Below are 15,826 nucleotides of genomic sequence, written 5' to 3'. Positions count from 1 at the left end.
TATTACTCTGCTTTAATTTCCCCGCCTTTAACAATAAGACCCTTAGAATCTATCACTACTTCCACCCCACCTGCTTTAATGATGACGCAATTGGGTTTGGCGTTGATAAATGTTTCTCCTACTTGTATAGTTGCTTCACTATCGGCCTTTAAATAATGAGTTGTTTTTGCATAAGTAGTTATATTATCAGCTACCATACTCGTATTTTTATTGCTTTCAAATCCTATGGATTCATTGCTTGTAAAAAGTATATTATCTTTACTTTTATAATCCATTTCTTTTTCACTCAAGACTTGCATTTTGTTACTCGTGCTTATATTGTAATGACCTTCAATAATCTCTTTTTTATTACCTTTGACATTTTTAGTTTCGTCTTTATGTATAGTGGTGTTTTTATTTGCGCCTATTTCAGTGTCTTTGTTTTCTCCTATGTATTCACTCGAATTTTTAGCTACCCTTAGTTTGTTATCCACTCCTATATTTAAAGTATTAGATAGACCCACTATAGTATCTTTAGATAAACCTACATTTATCAGATATTCAGTACCAACATTGACACTTTTAGCTAAATCTATGGTTTGTGTATGGACTTTTTTAATTCTTTCGTTATAAATGCCATCTACTGTAGAATCTTTGTCATTTAAAATTTTTTGGGTAAAGTTATGTTGAACTAATTCATCGTAGTCTCTTTCTGCTTTTAAGTAGATTTGCTCTTTATTTTTTATATTAGACAAAGTTAGTTCGTTGTATCCTTGTTCATACACTCCTATAGTTTTAGAGCTAATGGAGGTTTTATGATCATGATGTGGTAGTGCAACAAGAGGATCGTTCACCCCATTATACAAACTCCCACTGATAAAAGGTTTGTCTATATCATCATCTAAAAATGAAATAATAACTTCATCTCCTATTCTTGGTGTATGATAAAAACCTGAATGATTGCTTGCTACATTACTAGCTACTCTTAAGAATGGACTATGATGATACATGTTTGCTTTATTATCTAATTCTTCTTGATTAGCATAAAGATTAATCCTTACTTTTACTCTTCCATATTCATCTGTATATATGGTGTTTCTTTGATTTTCTATATTAGAATCTTCTCCTATTACTATACCTATGGTATTAATTGGAGGTTTTGGTTTGGATTTAAAACTAGGTGTAAAGGTTAAAAAAGATGGAAGTAGGGTTAGGTTGTTTGTATAAGATTTACTTAGATTTAAGTCCTTGATATTTAAATTATCATTGGTGTTGATAGTATTGGCTAAAATAGCATCATCAATTAAAATTTGTTCTTTGGCTATGATGGTATATTCTTGAGTATTTTCTTTTTGAATATTAATTTTAATACTTTCATTTAAACTAAGATGATAAATATTGCTTTTTGCTTTTAGTATATTATTAAGCATAGTATTTCTTTTTTCTTTTAGGGCAGGGGATTGTTTTAAATTGATATCTTGCGTAAAAGAATACTCGCTTTCATAATAATGCTCATTATAGTGTGTATTAGCGTTTTGTTCTTTAGTGCTTAAGGAATATAAACTTAAAGGTTGTTTGGAGTTATTACTAGAGTGAGTAAAAGCATTGGTCTGTATTTGTTTTTCTTTATTGAGTGCATAAATACAAGCTTCATTAAGATGGTTGTTGATGTTAGGGTTAAATGTTATATTTTTAATTTTACCCTTATGAGTGTAAAAATCATAAAAATAGATATTATCTTTATCTTCATAAAAATAAATGCCATGATGGTGTGCTAATCTTGTGATAAATTCTAAATCACTTTCATTGTATTGAGAAATCAATTCTTTAGTCTCATATGTATGATGAATATTAGAAAAATCAATGTTTTTATTTAGCTTGGTGTTATAATAAGCTAGAGTTTGCTTGATTGCTTCTATTATATTTGTATGTGTATAAATACGATTTGCTTTATTAAAATCAAGTCTTATTAAAGGAGAATGCAAGTTAAACTTAAAAAAATGTTTATGGTTTAATTGTTTAAAATTTTCTTTTGCGATATTATTTGCACTGTTTTGATTAATGCCTAAGTATTCAACATAAGATATTACTCCCTTATAAATCATATCAATATTAGTTGAAAAATCTAATTTTTTGTTTTCATAAGGATTTTTAATTATAAGCGAAGCTTCTTTATCAATAAGCATACTAGGATCAAATTCATTATTACTACTAAAAATATCATCATGGATATTTTCATAAAAACCTTCACATTCACATAAGAAGATCTGATCTAAGCTTTCTTTTATAATGGCTTTTGTGATTTTAAAATCAAGTTTGTTAATTTTTAAGTTAAGATAAGAGTTGTTTGTACTCATTAAAAAACCTTTGTTTTTTGGTATAGGAGTTTATTGGGGTGTTGGGATTGAAATATAATTGAGTGTTTCTTGAAAATTTTCATACTCATTTATCCAATACAATTGTATTTTTTTTGCTCCAAAGGGTGTAATAAGTGTAAAATATCTAAAATCATCGACTTTGAGATTAAAAATTTTATCAAATTCGATATAACTCATTAAGCCATAATCTTTAAAATCGCATTCTTTATATGTGGATTTTAAAAATTTTGGCACCTCGCTGATAATGAAAAGTATTTTTATTTTTTCCTTTGATAGGTTAATGGTTAACTCTTTGACTGTGTTGTTTGGATATTCTTGTTTAATGATATCTAATAATTGCTTGTTATTGCAATTTTCCAAGCTATCAAGTTCAATTTCAAAATCTTTTTTGATTTCTAATTTTGTAGGTGTATATTGTAATTTATGTTCTTTATTAGGTTGTGGTAGTAGTATATTAATTTCTTTTTGATCTTGAATAATTATTTTCGCAATACCCATGATTTTTGTGTTTAAATCTAGTAAAAATTGTAAGTCTTTTTTAGGGATTATGTTTTCTATATCTTTTTTAAAATTATTTAGATTTAAATTTTCACTAGATAAAAACTGTATAAGTTTATTTAAAAATATGGGTTGAGGGGGTATCATAGCTCGTGTAATCCTAATTTTTTAAGCTCTTCTAAACTCATGGCTCTAATCAAAACCCTTTCTTCTGATTGTATTAAAGAAAATTCTTGTAATTTTTCTAAAGCTTCTTTATACCCTAAATATCCTAAAGGCCTATCTTCACTAATGCTGAAAAAACTTAGTCTCCATTCTGCTTCCTCATCTTCATTATCTAGTTTGAAATTTTCCCAAGGTTCTTTAAATAAAATAGTGTCTGTATCTTCACTAAGGGTAAAATTTATTATTGCTCCATTTGGTATTTCATAAAGTTTAGGCATAGCTTCATAAGCTTCTTCCCAACGTTTTTGCAAAAAGTTTAAATCTTCCATAAAATATCCTTGTGTTAAAATAGCATTATAACCAAAAATTTTTATATTAAATCACAAGGAAAGTATTTATACTGTTTAAATTCTTCTTTATCCAAATTCATTAGTTTTACAATTGTAGCACCTTCAAGATCCCAGGTATCTAAAGGATCCCTTAACCTTGTATGTTTTTTCATATATTTATGTAAAAACTCAATATCTTGTGTGGCTATAAAATCTTTAATCAGTTCATGTTCTTTGCAAACACATTTGCGTTCTAAATTTAAATTCTTACCCTTAGAACCTATAAAATGTAAAAACCAATCTCTATTGAGTATGTCCCTTCTTTTTCTCTCATCTTCTTCTATTAATTTTAACAAACAAGTAGTATCCATATCTAATAATACTCTAACGCAAAGCTCAATAGCATTTGCACCATAACTACCACACCGAAATCCTGTTTCTAAACGATTTTTTTCTTTTAATAGCATAAGTGCTTCTAAATCTTTTTTAACTATGTTTATATCATCACCACGAGAGTATTTATCTAAAGCAATACATTTTTTTCTATCTTCTATACAAAAAATACAAGTTTGTCTATCTCCAAAAGGAAGTTCTAAAAATATTTTTTCGGATCTTTTAATAGATTCTTCACTTTCTATTATTTCTTTAGTAAAATACGCTTCATCTTTGCTAGTATCCCTTACCATTTTCTATCCTTTCTATTAAGTTTTTAGTTTTTGCATTTTTATCTAATTCTTTAATATTCACATTACCTTGTTTATCAACATGAAATAAATCTTTTCTGACTTCATTGCTATTTTTTTCAAGAAGTTTTGCTATTTTTTCAGCTTCTACTTCTCCTACATTATCTTTAAGTCGCTTTAGTTTATTATTTATTATCCAATCATCACTCATTTGCTTGTATTTTTGATTTCTATTTAACTTGCTTGTTCCAAACTTAGCTTCTGCGATGATATATTTTGGATTTTTATTGGGGTTATAATAAATTCCATCAATTCCTTGATGAATTCTATCATCAAGTTCTTGAACTTTGTTTAAGCTAATTCTTTTATAGCCTTGATTTAAATAATGCAAATGCATTTTAACTTCGCCATAATTTCCTTTTTGTTTATTGCTTAATTTATCAATGCCATTTAATTTTTGTATCTTTTTTTCCATATTTGCTAAAACTTTTTTAGCTTCTTTTTGTTGTGCTTGAACTTCTTTTAAAAATGCTTGTTGTTTATTTACTTGTTTCCTTCTTTGTGCTGCTTTTAGCTTACCTCCCATCCCTTCCCATTTTATCTTGTCCCATTTAATCTTAGCAAGAGGATTAGCTTGTATTTTAGTTAGAGCAAATTTAATCTTATTTTTCTTAGGTATAGCTAGTATAGGATAACCTTTATTACTTACTCCTATTAAACCCATTTGTAAAACAGAATGTTTATGATTTACTTTATGATTGGAATAAGTATAAGCCAATACTAAAGCTACTTTAGTGCAAGGTCCTCCTGCTATAGGTGGATTTACACATCCACTTATACTAGCTCCTTGTATTTCATTATGAAGCATAATGGGAGTATTATCTGATTTTATCCTTTTAGCATTCTTTGCTTTTAACTTAACCTTACCTCCATGTATGCATAATAAAGTATTATCTTCTAATATAGGATGCATACAAGAAGTATCAGGACTTATATTAATATCTTCTATTCTAGCAAGAGTGATTTTTCTTTTTTTAACCATAGAAAACCTTGTGGGTTTGAAGTATGCTTTTTAATTGCTCATCTTTAGCATAAAGAAGTTTTTCTTCTAAAGAACAATCAAAATTTAAAGGAAAAGGTTTTAGAATATCCTTGCTTAGAAATTTTTGCCAAAGTATAGAGTTTTCTTCTAGTGAGAAATTCCAAAAATCTTCTTTGTTGTTGTAAACATAGTCTTTATAGTCTATAAAATTTACAAAGTTGATATTTACATTTTTTTGCTTAGAAAGCATACCTTGTATGCTTTCTTCTGCTGTATTTTTTGGAATTTTATTATAGTTTTTAAGATAATGCTTTATTCTATTGTTATTTAAGTCTTGATTTTCAAGTTCATTTAAAAGTTCTTTAGAATAATAATTTAAAAAATAATTATTTGCATATTCTTCAATATACTCTTTAAAACTTCTTTTATAAATTAACTCATCATAACTAATAGGGTAAGATTTTAAAGTATTATTTTTAGAATTTAATATATAATCATACCCTATAAAAAAATAAGAAAAATCCATAAAGGCATAATCAGCACTTATGCCTTTACAAAGACTTAAAAAAATATTTTCAAGTTCTAAGATGATTTTTTCATCTTTGCTTAAATTTAACTCTTTTTGAAGTTGTTCTTGGGTTTTTGGGGTAAAACCATAATTAAGCCTATCTTCATAATTTTTTATTAGATAATTTAAATTTTCATCATTAAGATTAAAAGTAAGGCATAATGAAGAATTAAAATAAACATCGTATTTATTAAAATAGGGTGCTAGATTATCTTTTTCTATAAAAGTATTGATTTGGCTTTGAGAAAAATTTTCTCCTTTTTCATCCCAAAAAGGAAAATTAGGAGAGAGGTTTTTAAGAGTTCCTATTTCACTTAAATCATCTTTTTGATAGTATCGGTGTAAAATATACTTGCTTTTATCTTGACATAAGCGATTATAAATTTGAGTATAATTTGAAGGTAAAAAATTTAACCATTCATCATCACCATGTAAATTTATACCTTCAAATTGATCAACACTAAAATAAGCTTTAAGTTCTTGTATAGCTTTTAAGGTGTTTTCTAAATGTTTATTATAGAAATTATTTTCATTAGCTTTTTTAAAGCTAAGCCATTCTTGTAAATTAAGGCGATTGCCTTTTAAACTCCAAGCGTTAAGGTATTTTTCATCACTAAAAGTTTTTTTAGATAAAAGATGAAAGCTAACTTGATTGGCACTTAATGTTTGTTTCATTTAAAAGTTTTCAAGGCATCAATAAAATCTTTTATATCTTTTACCTGATCTTCTACCCAATCCTCCACTGTATAATCCTCATCACATTCGCTATCTTCACTGTAATAATCTCCTCCTTCAAAATCAGCAGGATTATCATAAAGTTCCATTTCTATATGTTCTAATTCAAATTCCAAATCATTTATAAAATTTCGAAGAATCGTCCCATTAAAATTCTTTTTATCATAGTCTAAAATAGTGATTAGATTAGACGGTAAAACAACCTTATCTTTTTCATCAAATTTTAAGTTGTTGTTTTCTACTAAATTTTTATATTCATAACTTAAGATGTTACTTATGAAAGTTCTTCGTTTGTGTTTTTTTAAACCATCTAAGGCATCTTTTACATAATTATCATTTTCAAGATAGTAATTAAACACTTCTTGTATATCTTCATCTAATAAAATTTTATTTTTCATAATCTCTCCTTATAATTTATTTTAGCTAAAGTTAATTTTTATCACTCTACTCATTCTCCTTGGCTTTTTTTATGGCATCGTTTAAAAGTTTAGAGCATTCATCACGATATTTACCTAATAAATCAAAGTCAGTTTTTCCATCAATTTCACAATGAGAAGAATCATATGCTGGTAAATTATATTTTTTTCTGATTTGCTCTGAAGTCATTGCTCCTGCATCTTTTAAAAGTTTTTTATTTCTAGATCCTCTTGCATCATCTAAAGGAGTTCTTGGGGTGACAAAATTCACATTAGCTCCTAATTCGATTAAAAGTTTTGTAACCTTATAAGTTTCAGGTTCTTTTACAGCTTCAAATAAAAGGGTTTCATTGTATTCACTCTCTTGAATAAGTCGGGTTTGTATATCCACATTAGCTCCTCCTTTAATAGCTAGTTCTAATAATTCATAATTATTCTGCATAACCCAAAAATGCATAGGAGTCCTACCAGAATATCCTTCATCATGCACTTCAAATTTAGCTCCACGATTGACTAGATATTGTATGATTTGAGAATTTGGGTTTTTAGCATTGAGTATATATGCGTAGATTAGAGCATTTTCATAGATACAAGGATCATCTTCTACTTTTTTCATTAAGATGTATTTTTCATTAGCTTCTTTGATATATTTCATATCTACAAAGCGAAGATTGTATTTAGGATCTTTTAAACTTAAACCATACTCATCAAATAAATAATCTAAAATAGAAAAATCATTATTATTTTCTTCGCAAGCAAATGCAGCTCTTACTATCAAATAATAAGGATCAAATAAAGGGAAGTCTCCATCCTCATCTTTGATATTAAGCTCATAACAAGATATTTTTACAGGATAATCTTTTAAAATATCTTTTACTTTAACTAAGTCATTATCATCTATAGCTTCAAGAACTAGATCTTCTAATTCATCTTTTTGTTTGTAACTCATAGCTTTGATATCTTCTAATGTTTTCATTGTTTTTCCTTTAGTTTTTTTGTATTTGTTTGTTTTTGTTTAATTCTTCTTCTATATTAGCAGGATCATTTAAATTTAATCTTTTTATCATGATTTTATTAGGTGTTGCTCCTTTGATATGGTGTAGATACATTTCTTTAAATATTGTCTTTATGCTTCTGTGAGCATGTCTGTGGTAGATAAAACCACTTCTTGATCCTTTGTGATCTTCATCGCCTTTATTAAATATCTCTAGATTAGTTATATTATCTATTAATTTTGTGTAATGATTGCATAAAAATAAATAATCAAGCTCATATTCTCTAGCAAGTTTTAATTCAAAGCTTATTTGTTCTGTTAAAGCTTGATCTTTGACATTTTTAACCTCTACTAAAGTAGGGTAATCATTTAGCGTTACTAAAAAATCAGGTATGGTGTGATTAAAACCTTTAGTATTAAAATTAGCATCTAGTTTTCTTCTATTAGATAAATACCTAGTTGATCTTTTAGTAAAAAGCATAGAAGCAGCATATTCTCCTGCATCTCCTATATCTTTTGAATTGATGGTTTTATTTTTTTGTTCTTCTTGGTTTGGAGTGGTGCTGTTTGTTGCCATCATATCTAAAGGATCTGCATTTTTAACACTATCTTGCTTACCATTACTAGCTTGTTGAGGGTTTTGAAGTTGATCAATCATGTCTTTATGTTTTTCAGCTTTTTCTTGATTTCTTTGTAAAAATTCAAGCCTACCTAGTAGGCTTAGTTCTTTTGGTGATTTGTTTTTATTATCTTGTAAGTCACTTATTTTCTTCTTTAATTCTTGCTTATCTGTAATAATATCTTTTAAACTTTCATCATCTTTAAGCAAGATTTTAGTCATTTCATCTGCTTTTTTTGCGCAAGCTTCTTGGATAGCTTGTGCTTGCTCTTTTTTATCATCTTCTGTAAAATCTCTATTGTCATTTAAGGCTTGTAGGAATTCTTTAGGGCTTTGCAAAGTTAAGTTAGGATTTTTTATTTTAGCTATACTTCTTTGAAAGCTTAAATCTATATTTTTTTCATCTTTTTTCCCTTTTCTAAAATCAGTCACTACAAAGCCCTTATCTTCTAAAGGCACAGGATCAAAGTGTAATGTTTCATTTTTATCTAAAGATACTAATCTTGGTATTAAAATATATTTTTTTTCTTCAAAGCATTTATTAAAAAAATCTGCTTTAACTGTAGCTATACCATCTTTTACTTCAAAGCCATCATATCCTAGCTGTTCATTTAAGCTTTTAATATCATTATCTTTACTTGTATAAACATCATAAAAGATATCATAGTCTTTAAAACTTTCAGTATTTCTTGATAAAGGTTTATCTTTTCTTTCTTTATAGGCATCATTTAGCGTATTAATATTCTTCTTATCAAAATAAGCATTGATTGCATCATTTCCCTTTTTATCATTGCTAAATAATACTTCTTTATCCTTTATTGTTTCATCTTTTGCTTCTTCTCTTGCTTTTATTTGGTTTTGCTCTGAAGTTTTATCAATACCTATAGCTTCTTCCTCTATTTTGTTTTTTAATTCATTTTCTTTTTTAACCATAAAAGAAAATTTATTTTTATTTTGTTCTATCCTTATTATTTCTTTTCCATTTTGTGTTTGCAAATGAAAAGGACTGTAAAAATACAATTTGCAATTTTCTAGTATATAAACCTTTTGAAATTCTTTGATATGAAAATTGACATCGGTAAAGTTAATTTTTATCACTCTACTCATTCTCCTTGGCTTTTTTTATAGCATCGTTTAAAAGTTTAGAGCATTCATCACGATATTTACCCAATAAATCAAAGTCAGTTTTTCCATCAATTTCACAATGAGAAGAATCATATGCTGGTAAATTATATTTTTTTCTGATTTGCTCTGAAGTCATTGCTCCTGCATCTTTTAAAAGTTTTTTATTTCTAGATCCTCTTGCATCATCTAAAGGAGTTCTTGGGGTAGCAAAATTCACATTAGCTCCTAGTTCGATTAAAAGCTTTGTAACCCTATAAGTTTCAGGTTCTTTTACAGCTTCAAATAAAAGGGTTTCATTGTATTCACTCTCTTGAATAAGTCGGGTTTGTATATCTACATTAGCTCCTCCTTTAATAGCTAGTTCTAATAATTCATAATTATTGCGTCTAGCCCAAAAATGCATAGGAGTCCAACCAAAGTCATCTTCATGCACTTCAAATTTAGCTCCACGATTGACTAGATATTGTATGATTTGAGAATTTGGGTTTTTAGCATTGAGTATATAATAATAGATTAGGGCATTTTTGTAAATGTTAGGCTTATCTTCCATATATCTTATTACAACATATTTTTCATTAGCTTCTTTGATGTATTTCATATCTGTAAAGCAAAAATTATATTTAGGATCTTTTAAACTTAATCCATACTCATCAAATAAATAATCTAAAATAGAAAAATCATTATTATTTTCTTCGCAAGCAAATGCAGCTCTCATTATCAAATAATAAGGATCAAATAAAGGGAAGTCTCCATCCTCATCTTTGATATTAAGCTCATAACAAGATATTTTTACAGGATAATCTTTTAAAATATCTTTTACCTTGGCTAAATTATTATCATCTATAGCTTCAAGAACTAGATCTTCTAATTCATCTTTTTCTTGATAGTTCATAGCTTTGATATCTTCTAATGTTTTCATTGTTTTTCCTTTAGTTTTTTGTAATTTTAGTTTTAATTTAAGAAAATTGCTTTTAATCCGCTCTTAAATCACCTCCTTTTACTCTCAAACCTTTATCATCTATAATTACTTGTATTTTTCCTAAATCGTATTTTTGCGATGTTAGGATTATTTATTTGCTAATATGTTCTTTTTATTTAAGTTTTTGGCAAATTTCGTAAGTATAGAAATTTCATATGTATTTAGTAACATTTGAAATATTCCATTTACTTAGATCTCCATTAAAGTTTTCACAACCTTCAAACATAGAGCTCATATCTGTAACATTACTTACATCCCATTTACTTAGATCTCCATTAAAGTTTTTACAACCTGCAAACATAGAGCTCATCTTTGTAACATTGCTTACATCCCATTTACTTAGATCGCCATTAAAGTTTTTACAACCTTCAAACATACGACCCATATCTGTAACATTACTTACATCCCATTTACTTAGATCTCCATTAAAGTTTTCACAACCTTTAAACATAGACCACATATTTGTAACATTGCTTACATCCCATTTGCTTATATCTCCATTAAAGTTTTTACAACCTGCAAACATAGAGCTCATCTTTGTAACATTACTTACATCCCAAGTTTCTATACCGTCAAAATTAATTCCATATATGTCATCAAATAAAAAACTCATATCAGTAATCTCACTTATATCAATCTTGGCTAAACTAATTTTATTACTAATTAAAGCTTTTATAAAATCTTTATGTTTTGGTAAATACATGCCATTTTTAATAGAACAAAACCAAGTTGGATATTTTTTCTTTTGATTTAGCTTTGAGGAATAAAACATATTTATAAAACTAATTTTTTTTGATTTGCTAGAATTTTTAAAATCAATTTTCTCTCCCCAAGATTCTAAATTTTGAACAAAACTTTCTGTGCATGAAAACATATATTTAAAATTTGTAACGCTTGATATATCCCATTTATCTAATGGTTGATTAAAAATTTCACATCCATCAAACATTCTTTCCATACTTTTTACTTTACTAACATTCCAAGATTGTATATTATGATTAAAATATTTTGCATCTTCAAAGCAAGAATCCATATTTGTAACCTTACTTACATCCCAAATTTCAATTCCACTAAAATCTCTTCGTTTGCTTTTTTTAAATAGGTTTTTAAAATTTGTAATATTGCTAATATCAATATCACCCAAATAAATATTTTTATCTTTGACTAATTTTACAAGCTCGGCTTTGTTTTTTGGAGTATGTGTAACACCCTTGCTTTTTGCGATCTTAAAAAGTCCATCAAGTGATTTTTTCTTGCTTTTTGCTGCATTTAATCTTGAAAGTATATTAAATAGCTCATATTCATCGCTATTTTTTATGCTTCTGCCTGCATATACTGCCCTATCATCCCAATACTCTTGCTCTAAATCACTAAGATAAGTTTCTAGATTGTCTAGTGTATATTGTGGGATGCTTGCACCCTTATCAAAAAGCTCTAAAATGACTGCTTTTTTAGCTTCCCATTCTGATATATTGGATTTTCTTAAATCGTTTATTGCTTTTAAAAGTTGTGAATCTAAATCTTGCATAAGCCCTCCTTGTATAAAATAAAATTATAACTAAAATTTTCATATCAAATCATAAGGAAAACATTTATACAAAGCTAATTTTGTTTTGCTTAATCATTCTAGCACGATTGATAAGAGCATAAAGGGCTATACTTTCATCATTCAATATTCTTTCAAAAGTTTCACTATATCTATCCCCATCAAACTCAATACTTCTATATTCTATAAGCTCTGCTTTAGCATTAGTGATAAAAGAAATATATTTATCTCTTTGTTTATCGTGTTTAATACCTGCTCGTATTGGTTTAAGTGCTTCATCATACCAAATCACTTCTAGATTTTCTTCTTTGATGATTTTTAATGCTACTTCTTTTGTTAGATATTCTTTAATATCTTTTCCATCGTATTTTTTTCGCCTATAATTCATCTGTAACATTTTATCAATAGCTTCTTTTTCACTATCAAAAGAATAGCTAAGACTAACACTCCCCCTTTCTCCAACATAGAAAGTTTCATATTTATTATTATCAGAATCAAACCACATAGTAAGATGATATTCTCCTAAATGTTTATAAGAAGGATACCAAGTTGTATCAATCAACTTTTCTTCTTTTATAATTGTTCTGCTTGTTCTCTTGTCATTTTCTATTCTTTATTATGGTATTTGTTTGATAAAACCTAATAAGTTTATATAATTTATAATTGTAATATTTTTATATGTTTATTAATTTTCATATACCATAACTTCACTAAAACTAAAACCTAATAAATTGTTTTCTCTCACTATTTTTCTAAATTCACTTGATACAAAAACAGGTACTTCATCATCTTTAATTCTAAATATATGACTTCCATCAAGTTTTGATTTTTTTAAAACAGCTTTAGTAATACTTAGATATTCATCATTATCGCCCATATAAGTATATATAGAATGTTCATAATCTAAAACTTCAAGTGATTTTGTTACATGCATAATTTTACAATCATAATAATTTATTTCCTGACTTTTAATTTCTACATCTAAATATTGCACACAATCTTTAATTAAATCTTGCATTAAATTTACAAATTTTGGAGAGACTATACGCCAACCACAGTCATTGTGTATAAGATCAGTCAGTATGTTACCATCATCTTTGTCGATTTCAAAACTAGGTGTTTGCCAATTTGTGATAGGTTTGGATTCTAAAAGTGCATATTCATCGTTATTTTTTATATCTACAAGATCACAAGAGTACCAATTATCCACATCGTTATGATTATAGTTATACATCATTTTATAATATTTCATTAATTTCTCTCCTTATAGTATTCTTTATGAAGTAAAACAGGATTATTTTTGATTTCTTCTTTTAGTTTTTCAAATTCTTTTAAGAATTTATCCTTATCTCCTCTAGCTATTTTATCAATTTTACTCATTTTTTCAAGAATATATTCGTGATATTCATTAGGATGTCTTCCACGATGTGGCATTTTAACTTTGTTCCAATCTCCATCCAATTCCAAGTTATATTTTTTTGTTATTTTTCGAAATTCTTTAGTAAATCTTTTATTTTTATCGGTAGCAATGTGATGGGTTTGAATTGGTTGTTGTTTGTTGTGGCTTTCCATCCCTTCCCATTTTATCTTGTCCCATTTAATCTTAGCAAGAGGATTAGCTTGTATTTTAGTTAGAGCAAATTTAATCTTATTTTTCTTAGGTATAGCTAGTATAGGATAACCTTTATTACTTACTCCTATTAAACCCATTTGTAAAACAGAATGTTTATGATTTACTTTATGATTGGAATAAGTATAAGCCAATACTAAAGCTACTTTAGTGCAAGGTCCTCCTGCTATAGGTGGATTTACACATCCACTTATACTAGCTCCTTGTATTTCATTATGAAGCATAATGGGAGTATTATCTGATTTTATCCTTTTAGCATTCTTTGCTTTTAACTTAACCTTACCTCCATGTATGCATAATAAAGTATTATCTTCTAATATAGGATGCATACAAGAAGTATCAGGACTTATATTAATATCTTCTATTCTAGCAAGAGTGATTTTTCTTTTTTTAACCATAGAAAACCTTGTGGGTTTGAAGTATGCTTTTTAATTGCTCATCTTTAGCATAAAGAAGTTTTTCTTCTAAAGAACAATCAAAATTTAAAGGAAAAGGTTTTAGAATATCCTTGCTTAGAAATTTTTGCCAAAGTATAGAGTTTTCTTCTAGTGAGAAATTCCAAAAATCTTCTTTGTTGTTGTAAACATAGTCTTTATAGTCTATAAAATTTACAAAGTTGATATTTACATTTTTTTGCTTAGAAAGCATACCTTGTATGCTTTCTTCTGCTGTATTTTTTGGAATTTTATTATAGTTTTTAAGATAATGCTTTATTCTATTGTTATTTAAGTCTTGATTTTCAAGTTCATTTAAAAGTTCTTTAGAATAATAATTTAAAAAATAATTATTTGCATATTCTTCAATATACTCTTTAAAACTTCTTTTATAAATTAACTCATCATAACTAATAGGGTAAGATTTTAAAGTATTATTTTTAGAATTTAATATATAATCATACCCTATAAAAAAATAAGAAAAATCCATAAAGGCATAATCAGCACTTATGCCTTTACAAAGACTTAAAAAAATATTTTCAAGTTCTAAGATGATTTTTTCATCTTTGCTTAAATTTAACTCTTTTTGAAGTTGTTCTTGGGTTTTTGGGGTAAAACCATAATTAAGCCTATCTTCATAATTTTTTATTAGATAATTTAAATTTTCATCATTAAGATTAAAAGTAAGGCATAATGAAGAATTAAAATAAACATCGTATTTATTAAAATAGGGTGCTAGATTATCTTTTTCTATAAAAGTATTGATTTGGCTTTGAGAAAAATTTTCTCCTTTTTCATCCCAAAAAGGAAAATTAGGAGAGAGGTTTTTAAGAGTTCCTATTTCACTTAAATCATCTTTTTGATAGTATCGGTGTAAAATATACTTGCTTTTATCTTGACATAAGCGATTATAAATTTGAGTATAATTTGAAGGTAAAAAATTTAACCATTCATCATCACCATGTAAATTTATACCTTCAAATTGATCAACACTAAAATAAGCTTTAAGTTCTTGTATAGCTTTTAAGGTGTTTTCTAAATGTTTATTATAGAAATTATTTTCATTAGCTTTTTTAAAGCTAAGCCATTCTTGTAAATTAAGGCGATTGCCTTTTAAACTCCAAGCGTTAAGGTATTTTTCATCACTAAAAGTTTTTTTAGATAAAAGATGAAAGCTAACTTGATTGGCACTTAATGTTTGTTTCATTTAAAAGTTTTCAAGGCATCAATAAAATCTTTTATATCTTTTACCTGATCTTCTACCCAATCCTCCACTGTATAATCCTCATCACATTCGCTATCTTCACTGTAATAATCTCCTCCTTCAAAATCAGCAGGATTATCATAAAGTTCCATTTCTATATGTTCTAATTCAAATTCCAAATCATTTATAAAATTTCGAAGAATCGTCCCATTAAAATTCTTTTTATCATAGTCTAAAATAGTGATTAGATTAGACGGTAAAACAACCTTATCTTTTTCATCAAATTTTAAGTTGTTGTTTTCTACTAAATTTTTATATTCATAACTTAAGATGTTACTTATGAAAGTTCTTCGTTTGTGTTTTTTTAAACCATCTAAGGCATCTTTTACATAATTATCATTTTCAAGATAGTAATTAAACACTTCTTGTATATCTTCATCTAATAAAATTTTATTTTTCATAATCTCTCCTTATAATTTATTTTAGCTAAAGTTAATTTTTA

Annotated in this window: 15 protein-coding genes and 1 pseudogene; all 16 read right to left on the bottom strand. The window is 27.1% G+C overall.

Annotated features, from left to right (window positions below; translation table 11 throughout):
- Positions 1-2 precede the first annotated feature (2 nt).
- The 16 genes and pseudogenes from CSUB8523_RS09665 to CSUB8523_RS05635 all read right to left on the bottom strand — a co-directional run bounded on the left by CSUB8523_RS09665 (position 3) and on the right by CSUB8523_RS05635 (position 15,785).
- Positions 3-2,336 carry a type VI secretion system Vgr family protein gene (locus tag CSUB8523_RS09665; RefSeq protein WP_039664009.1) on the bottom strand — a complete coding sequence of 778 codons (2,334 nt, stop codon included), beginning with the start codon at positions 2,334-2,336 and terminating at the stop codon, positions 3-5.
- A 30-nt stretch (positions 2,337-2,366) separates the two neighbouring features.
- Complete coding sequence (locus CSUB8523_RS05705; RefSeq protein WP_152822480.1) at positions 2,367-3,002, bottom strand: hypothetical protein; 636 nt, start codon at positions 3,000-3,002, stop codon at positions 2,367-2,369.
- Entirely contained in the window at positions 2,999-3,349 is a 351-nt protein-coding gene (locus CSUB8523_RS05700) for a DUF4299 domain-containing protein (RefSeq protein ID WP_039664007.1), read from the bottom strand. The genes CSUB8523_RS05705 and CSUB8523_RS05700 overlap by 4 nt, the downstream gene beginning before the upstream one ends.
- Before the next feature lie 41 nt (positions 3,350-3,390).
- Positions 3,391-4,035 (bottom strand): hypothetical protein, encoded by a 645-nt coding sequence (locus CSUB8523_RS05695; RefSeq protein ID WP_043019877.1) that lies wholly within the window; start codon positions 4,033-4,035, stop codon positions 3,391-3,393.
- Positions 4,019-5,074: a hypothetical protein gene (locus tag CSUB8523_RS10285; protein WP_167333034.1), complete on the bottom strand. Its 1,056-nt coding sequence runs from the start codon at positions 5,072-5,074 to the stop codon at positions 4,019-4,021. Before CSUB8523_RS10285 ends, CSUB8523_RS05695 begins: the two co-directional genes overlap by 17 nt.
- The gene (locus CSUB8523_RS05685) at positions 5,067-6,317 is read right to left on the bottom strand and encodes a hypothetical protein (protein WP_043019874.1); all 1,251 of its coding nucleotides are present in this window, start codon (positions 6,315-6,317) and stop codon (positions 5,067-5,069) included. Before CSUB8523_RS05685 ends, CSUB8523_RS10285 begins: the two co-directional genes overlap by 8 nt.
- Positions 6,314-6,775 carry a hypothetical protein gene (locus CSUB8523_RS05680; RefSeq protein ID WP_039663849.1) on the bottom strand — a complete coding sequence of 154 codons (462 nt, stop codon included), beginning with the start codon at positions 6,773-6,775 and terminating at the stop codon, positions 6,314-6,316. Before CSUB8523_RS05680 ends, CSUB8523_RS05685 begins: the two co-directional genes overlap by 4 nt.
- A 46-nt stretch (positions 6,776-6,821) precedes the next feature.
- Positions 6,822-7,769, bottom strand: a complete 948-nt coding sequence (locus CSUB8523_RS05675) for an ankyrin repeat domain-containing protein (protein ID WP_082019376.1) — start codon at positions 7,767-7,769, stop codon at positions 6,822-6,824.
- A 10-nt stretch (positions 7,770-7,779) separates the two neighbouring features.
- Complete coding sequence (locus CSUB8523_RS05670) at positions 7,780-9,513, bottom strand: putative toxin (protein ID WP_043019871.1); 1,734 nt, start codon at positions 9,511-9,513, stop codon at positions 7,780-7,782.
- Positions 9,506-10,450: an ankyrin repeat domain-containing protein gene (locus CSUB8523_RS05665; RefSeq protein WP_167333033.1), complete on the bottom strand. Its 945-nt coding sequence runs from the start codon at positions 10,448-10,450 to the stop codon at positions 9,506-9,508. The genes CSUB8523_RS05670 and CSUB8523_RS05665 overlap by 8 nt, the downstream gene beginning before the upstream one ends.
- A 211-nt stretch (positions 10,451-10,661) precedes the next feature.
- Positions 10,662-12,038 (bottom strand): BspA family leucine-rich repeat surface protein, encoded by a 1,377-nt coding sequence (locus CSUB8523_RS05660; RefSeq protein WP_052243678.1) that lies wholly within the window; start codon positions 12,036-12,038, stop codon positions 10,662-10,664.
- Between the two features lie 64 nt (positions 12,039-12,102).
- Positions 12,103-12,659, bottom strand: a pseudogene (locus CSUB8523_RS05655) (hypothetical protein).
- An 82-nt stretch (positions 12,660-12,741) separates the two neighbouring features.
- Positions 12,742-13,308 (bottom strand): imm11 family protein, encoded by a 567-nt coding sequence (locus CSUB8523_RS05650; protein WP_043019876.1) that lies wholly within the window; start codon positions 13,306-13,308, stop codon positions 12,742-12,744.
- Positions 13,308-14,084, bottom strand: a complete 777-nt coding sequence (locus CSUB8523_RS10470; RefSeq protein ID WP_235362545.1) for an AHH domain-containing protein — start codon at positions 14,082-14,084, stop codon at positions 13,308-13,310. Before CSUB8523_RS10470 ends, CSUB8523_RS05650 begins: the two co-directional genes overlap by 1 nt.
- Positions 14,077-15,327: a hypothetical protein gene (locus tag CSUB8523_RS05640; RefSeq protein WP_043019874.1), complete on the bottom strand. Its 1,251-nt coding sequence runs from the start codon at positions 15,325-15,327 to the stop codon at positions 14,077-14,079. The genes CSUB8523_RS10470 and CSUB8523_RS05640 overlap by 8 nt, the downstream gene beginning before the upstream one ends.
- Entirely contained in the window at positions 15,324-15,785 is a 462-nt protein-coding gene (locus tag CSUB8523_RS05635) for a hypothetical protein (protein ID WP_039663849.1), read from the bottom strand. The genes CSUB8523_RS05640 and CSUB8523_RS05635 overlap by 4 nt, the downstream gene beginning before the upstream one ends.
- Between the last annotated feature and the right edge of the window lie 41 nt (positions 15,786-15,826).

The sequence above is a fragment of the Campylobacter subantarcticus LMG 24377 genome (genome assembly GCF_000816305.1).
Classification (GTDB): Bacteria; Campylobacterota; Campylobacteria; order Campylobacterales; family Campylobacteraceae; genus Campylobacter_D; species Campylobacter_D subantarcticus.
The sequence above is the reverse complement of the archived record's forward strand: the minus strand, read 5'-3'. Positions and strand labels throughout refer to the sequence as shown.

Excerpts from the sequence above, each read along its gene's own strand:
- CSUB8523_RS05660 (WP_052243678.1), bottom strand. The coding sequence starts at position 12,038 with ATGCAAGATTTAGATTCACAACTTTTAAAAGCAATAAACGATTTAAGA.
- CSUB8523_RS05705 (WP_152822480.1), bottom strand. The coding sequence starts at position 3,002 with ATGATACCCCCTCAACCCATATTTTTAAATAAACTTATACAGTTTTTA.
- CSUB8523_RS05635 (WP_039663849.1), bottom strand. The coding sequence starts at position 15,785 with ATGAAAAATAAAATTTTATTAGATGAAGATATACAAGAAGTGTTTAAT.
- CSUB8523_RS05700 (WP_039664007.1), bottom strand. The coding sequence starts at position 3,349 with ATGGAAGATTTAAACTTTTTGCAAAAACGTTGGGAAGAAGCTTATGAA.
- CSUB8523_RS09665 (WP_039664009.1), bottom strand. The coding sequence starts at position 2,336 with ATGAGTACAAACAACTCTTATCTTAACTTAAAAATTAACAAACTTGAT.
- CSUB8523_RS05665 (WP_167333033.1), bottom strand. The coding sequence starts at position 10,450 with ATGAAAACATTAGAAGATATCAAAGCTATGAACTATCAAGAAAAAGAT.
- CSUB8523_RS05675 (WP_082019376.1), bottom strand. The coding sequence starts at position 7,769 with ATGAAAACATTAGAAGATATCAAAGCTATGAGTTACAAACAAAAAGAT.
- CSUB8523_RS05640 (WP_043019874.1), bottom strand. The coding sequence starts at position 15,327 with ATGAAACAAACATTAAGTGCCAATCAAGTTAGCTTTCATCTTTTATCT.
- CSUB8523_RS05695 (WP_043019877.1), bottom strand. The coding sequence starts at position 4,035 with ATGGTAAGGGATACTAGCAAAGATGAAGCGTATTTTACTAAAGAAATA.
- CSUB8523_RS05685 (WP_043019874.1), bottom strand. The coding sequence starts at position 6,317 with ATGAAACAAACATTAAGTGCCAATCAAGTTAGCTTTCATCTTTTATCT.
- CSUB8523_RS10470 (WP_235362545.1), bottom strand. The coding sequence starts at position 14,084 with ATGGTTAAAAAAAGAAAAATCACTCTTGCTAGAATAGAAGATATTAAT.
- CSUB8523_RS05650 (WP_043019876.1), bottom strand. The coding sequence starts at position 13,308 with ATGAAATATTATAAAATGATGTATAACTATAATCATAACGATGTGGAT.
- CSUB8523_RS05670 (WP_043019871.1), bottom strand. The coding sequence starts at position 9,513 with ATGAGTAGAGTGATAAAAATTAACTTTACCGATGTCAATTTTCATATC.
- CSUB8523_RS10285 (WP_167333034.1), bottom strand. The coding sequence starts at position 5,074 with ATGGTTAAAAAAAGAAAAATCACTCTTGCTAGAATAGAAGATATTAAT.
- CSUB8523_RS05680 (WP_039663849.1), bottom strand. The coding sequence starts at position 6,775 with ATGAAAAATAAAATTTTATTAGATGAAGATATACAAGAAGTGTTTAAT.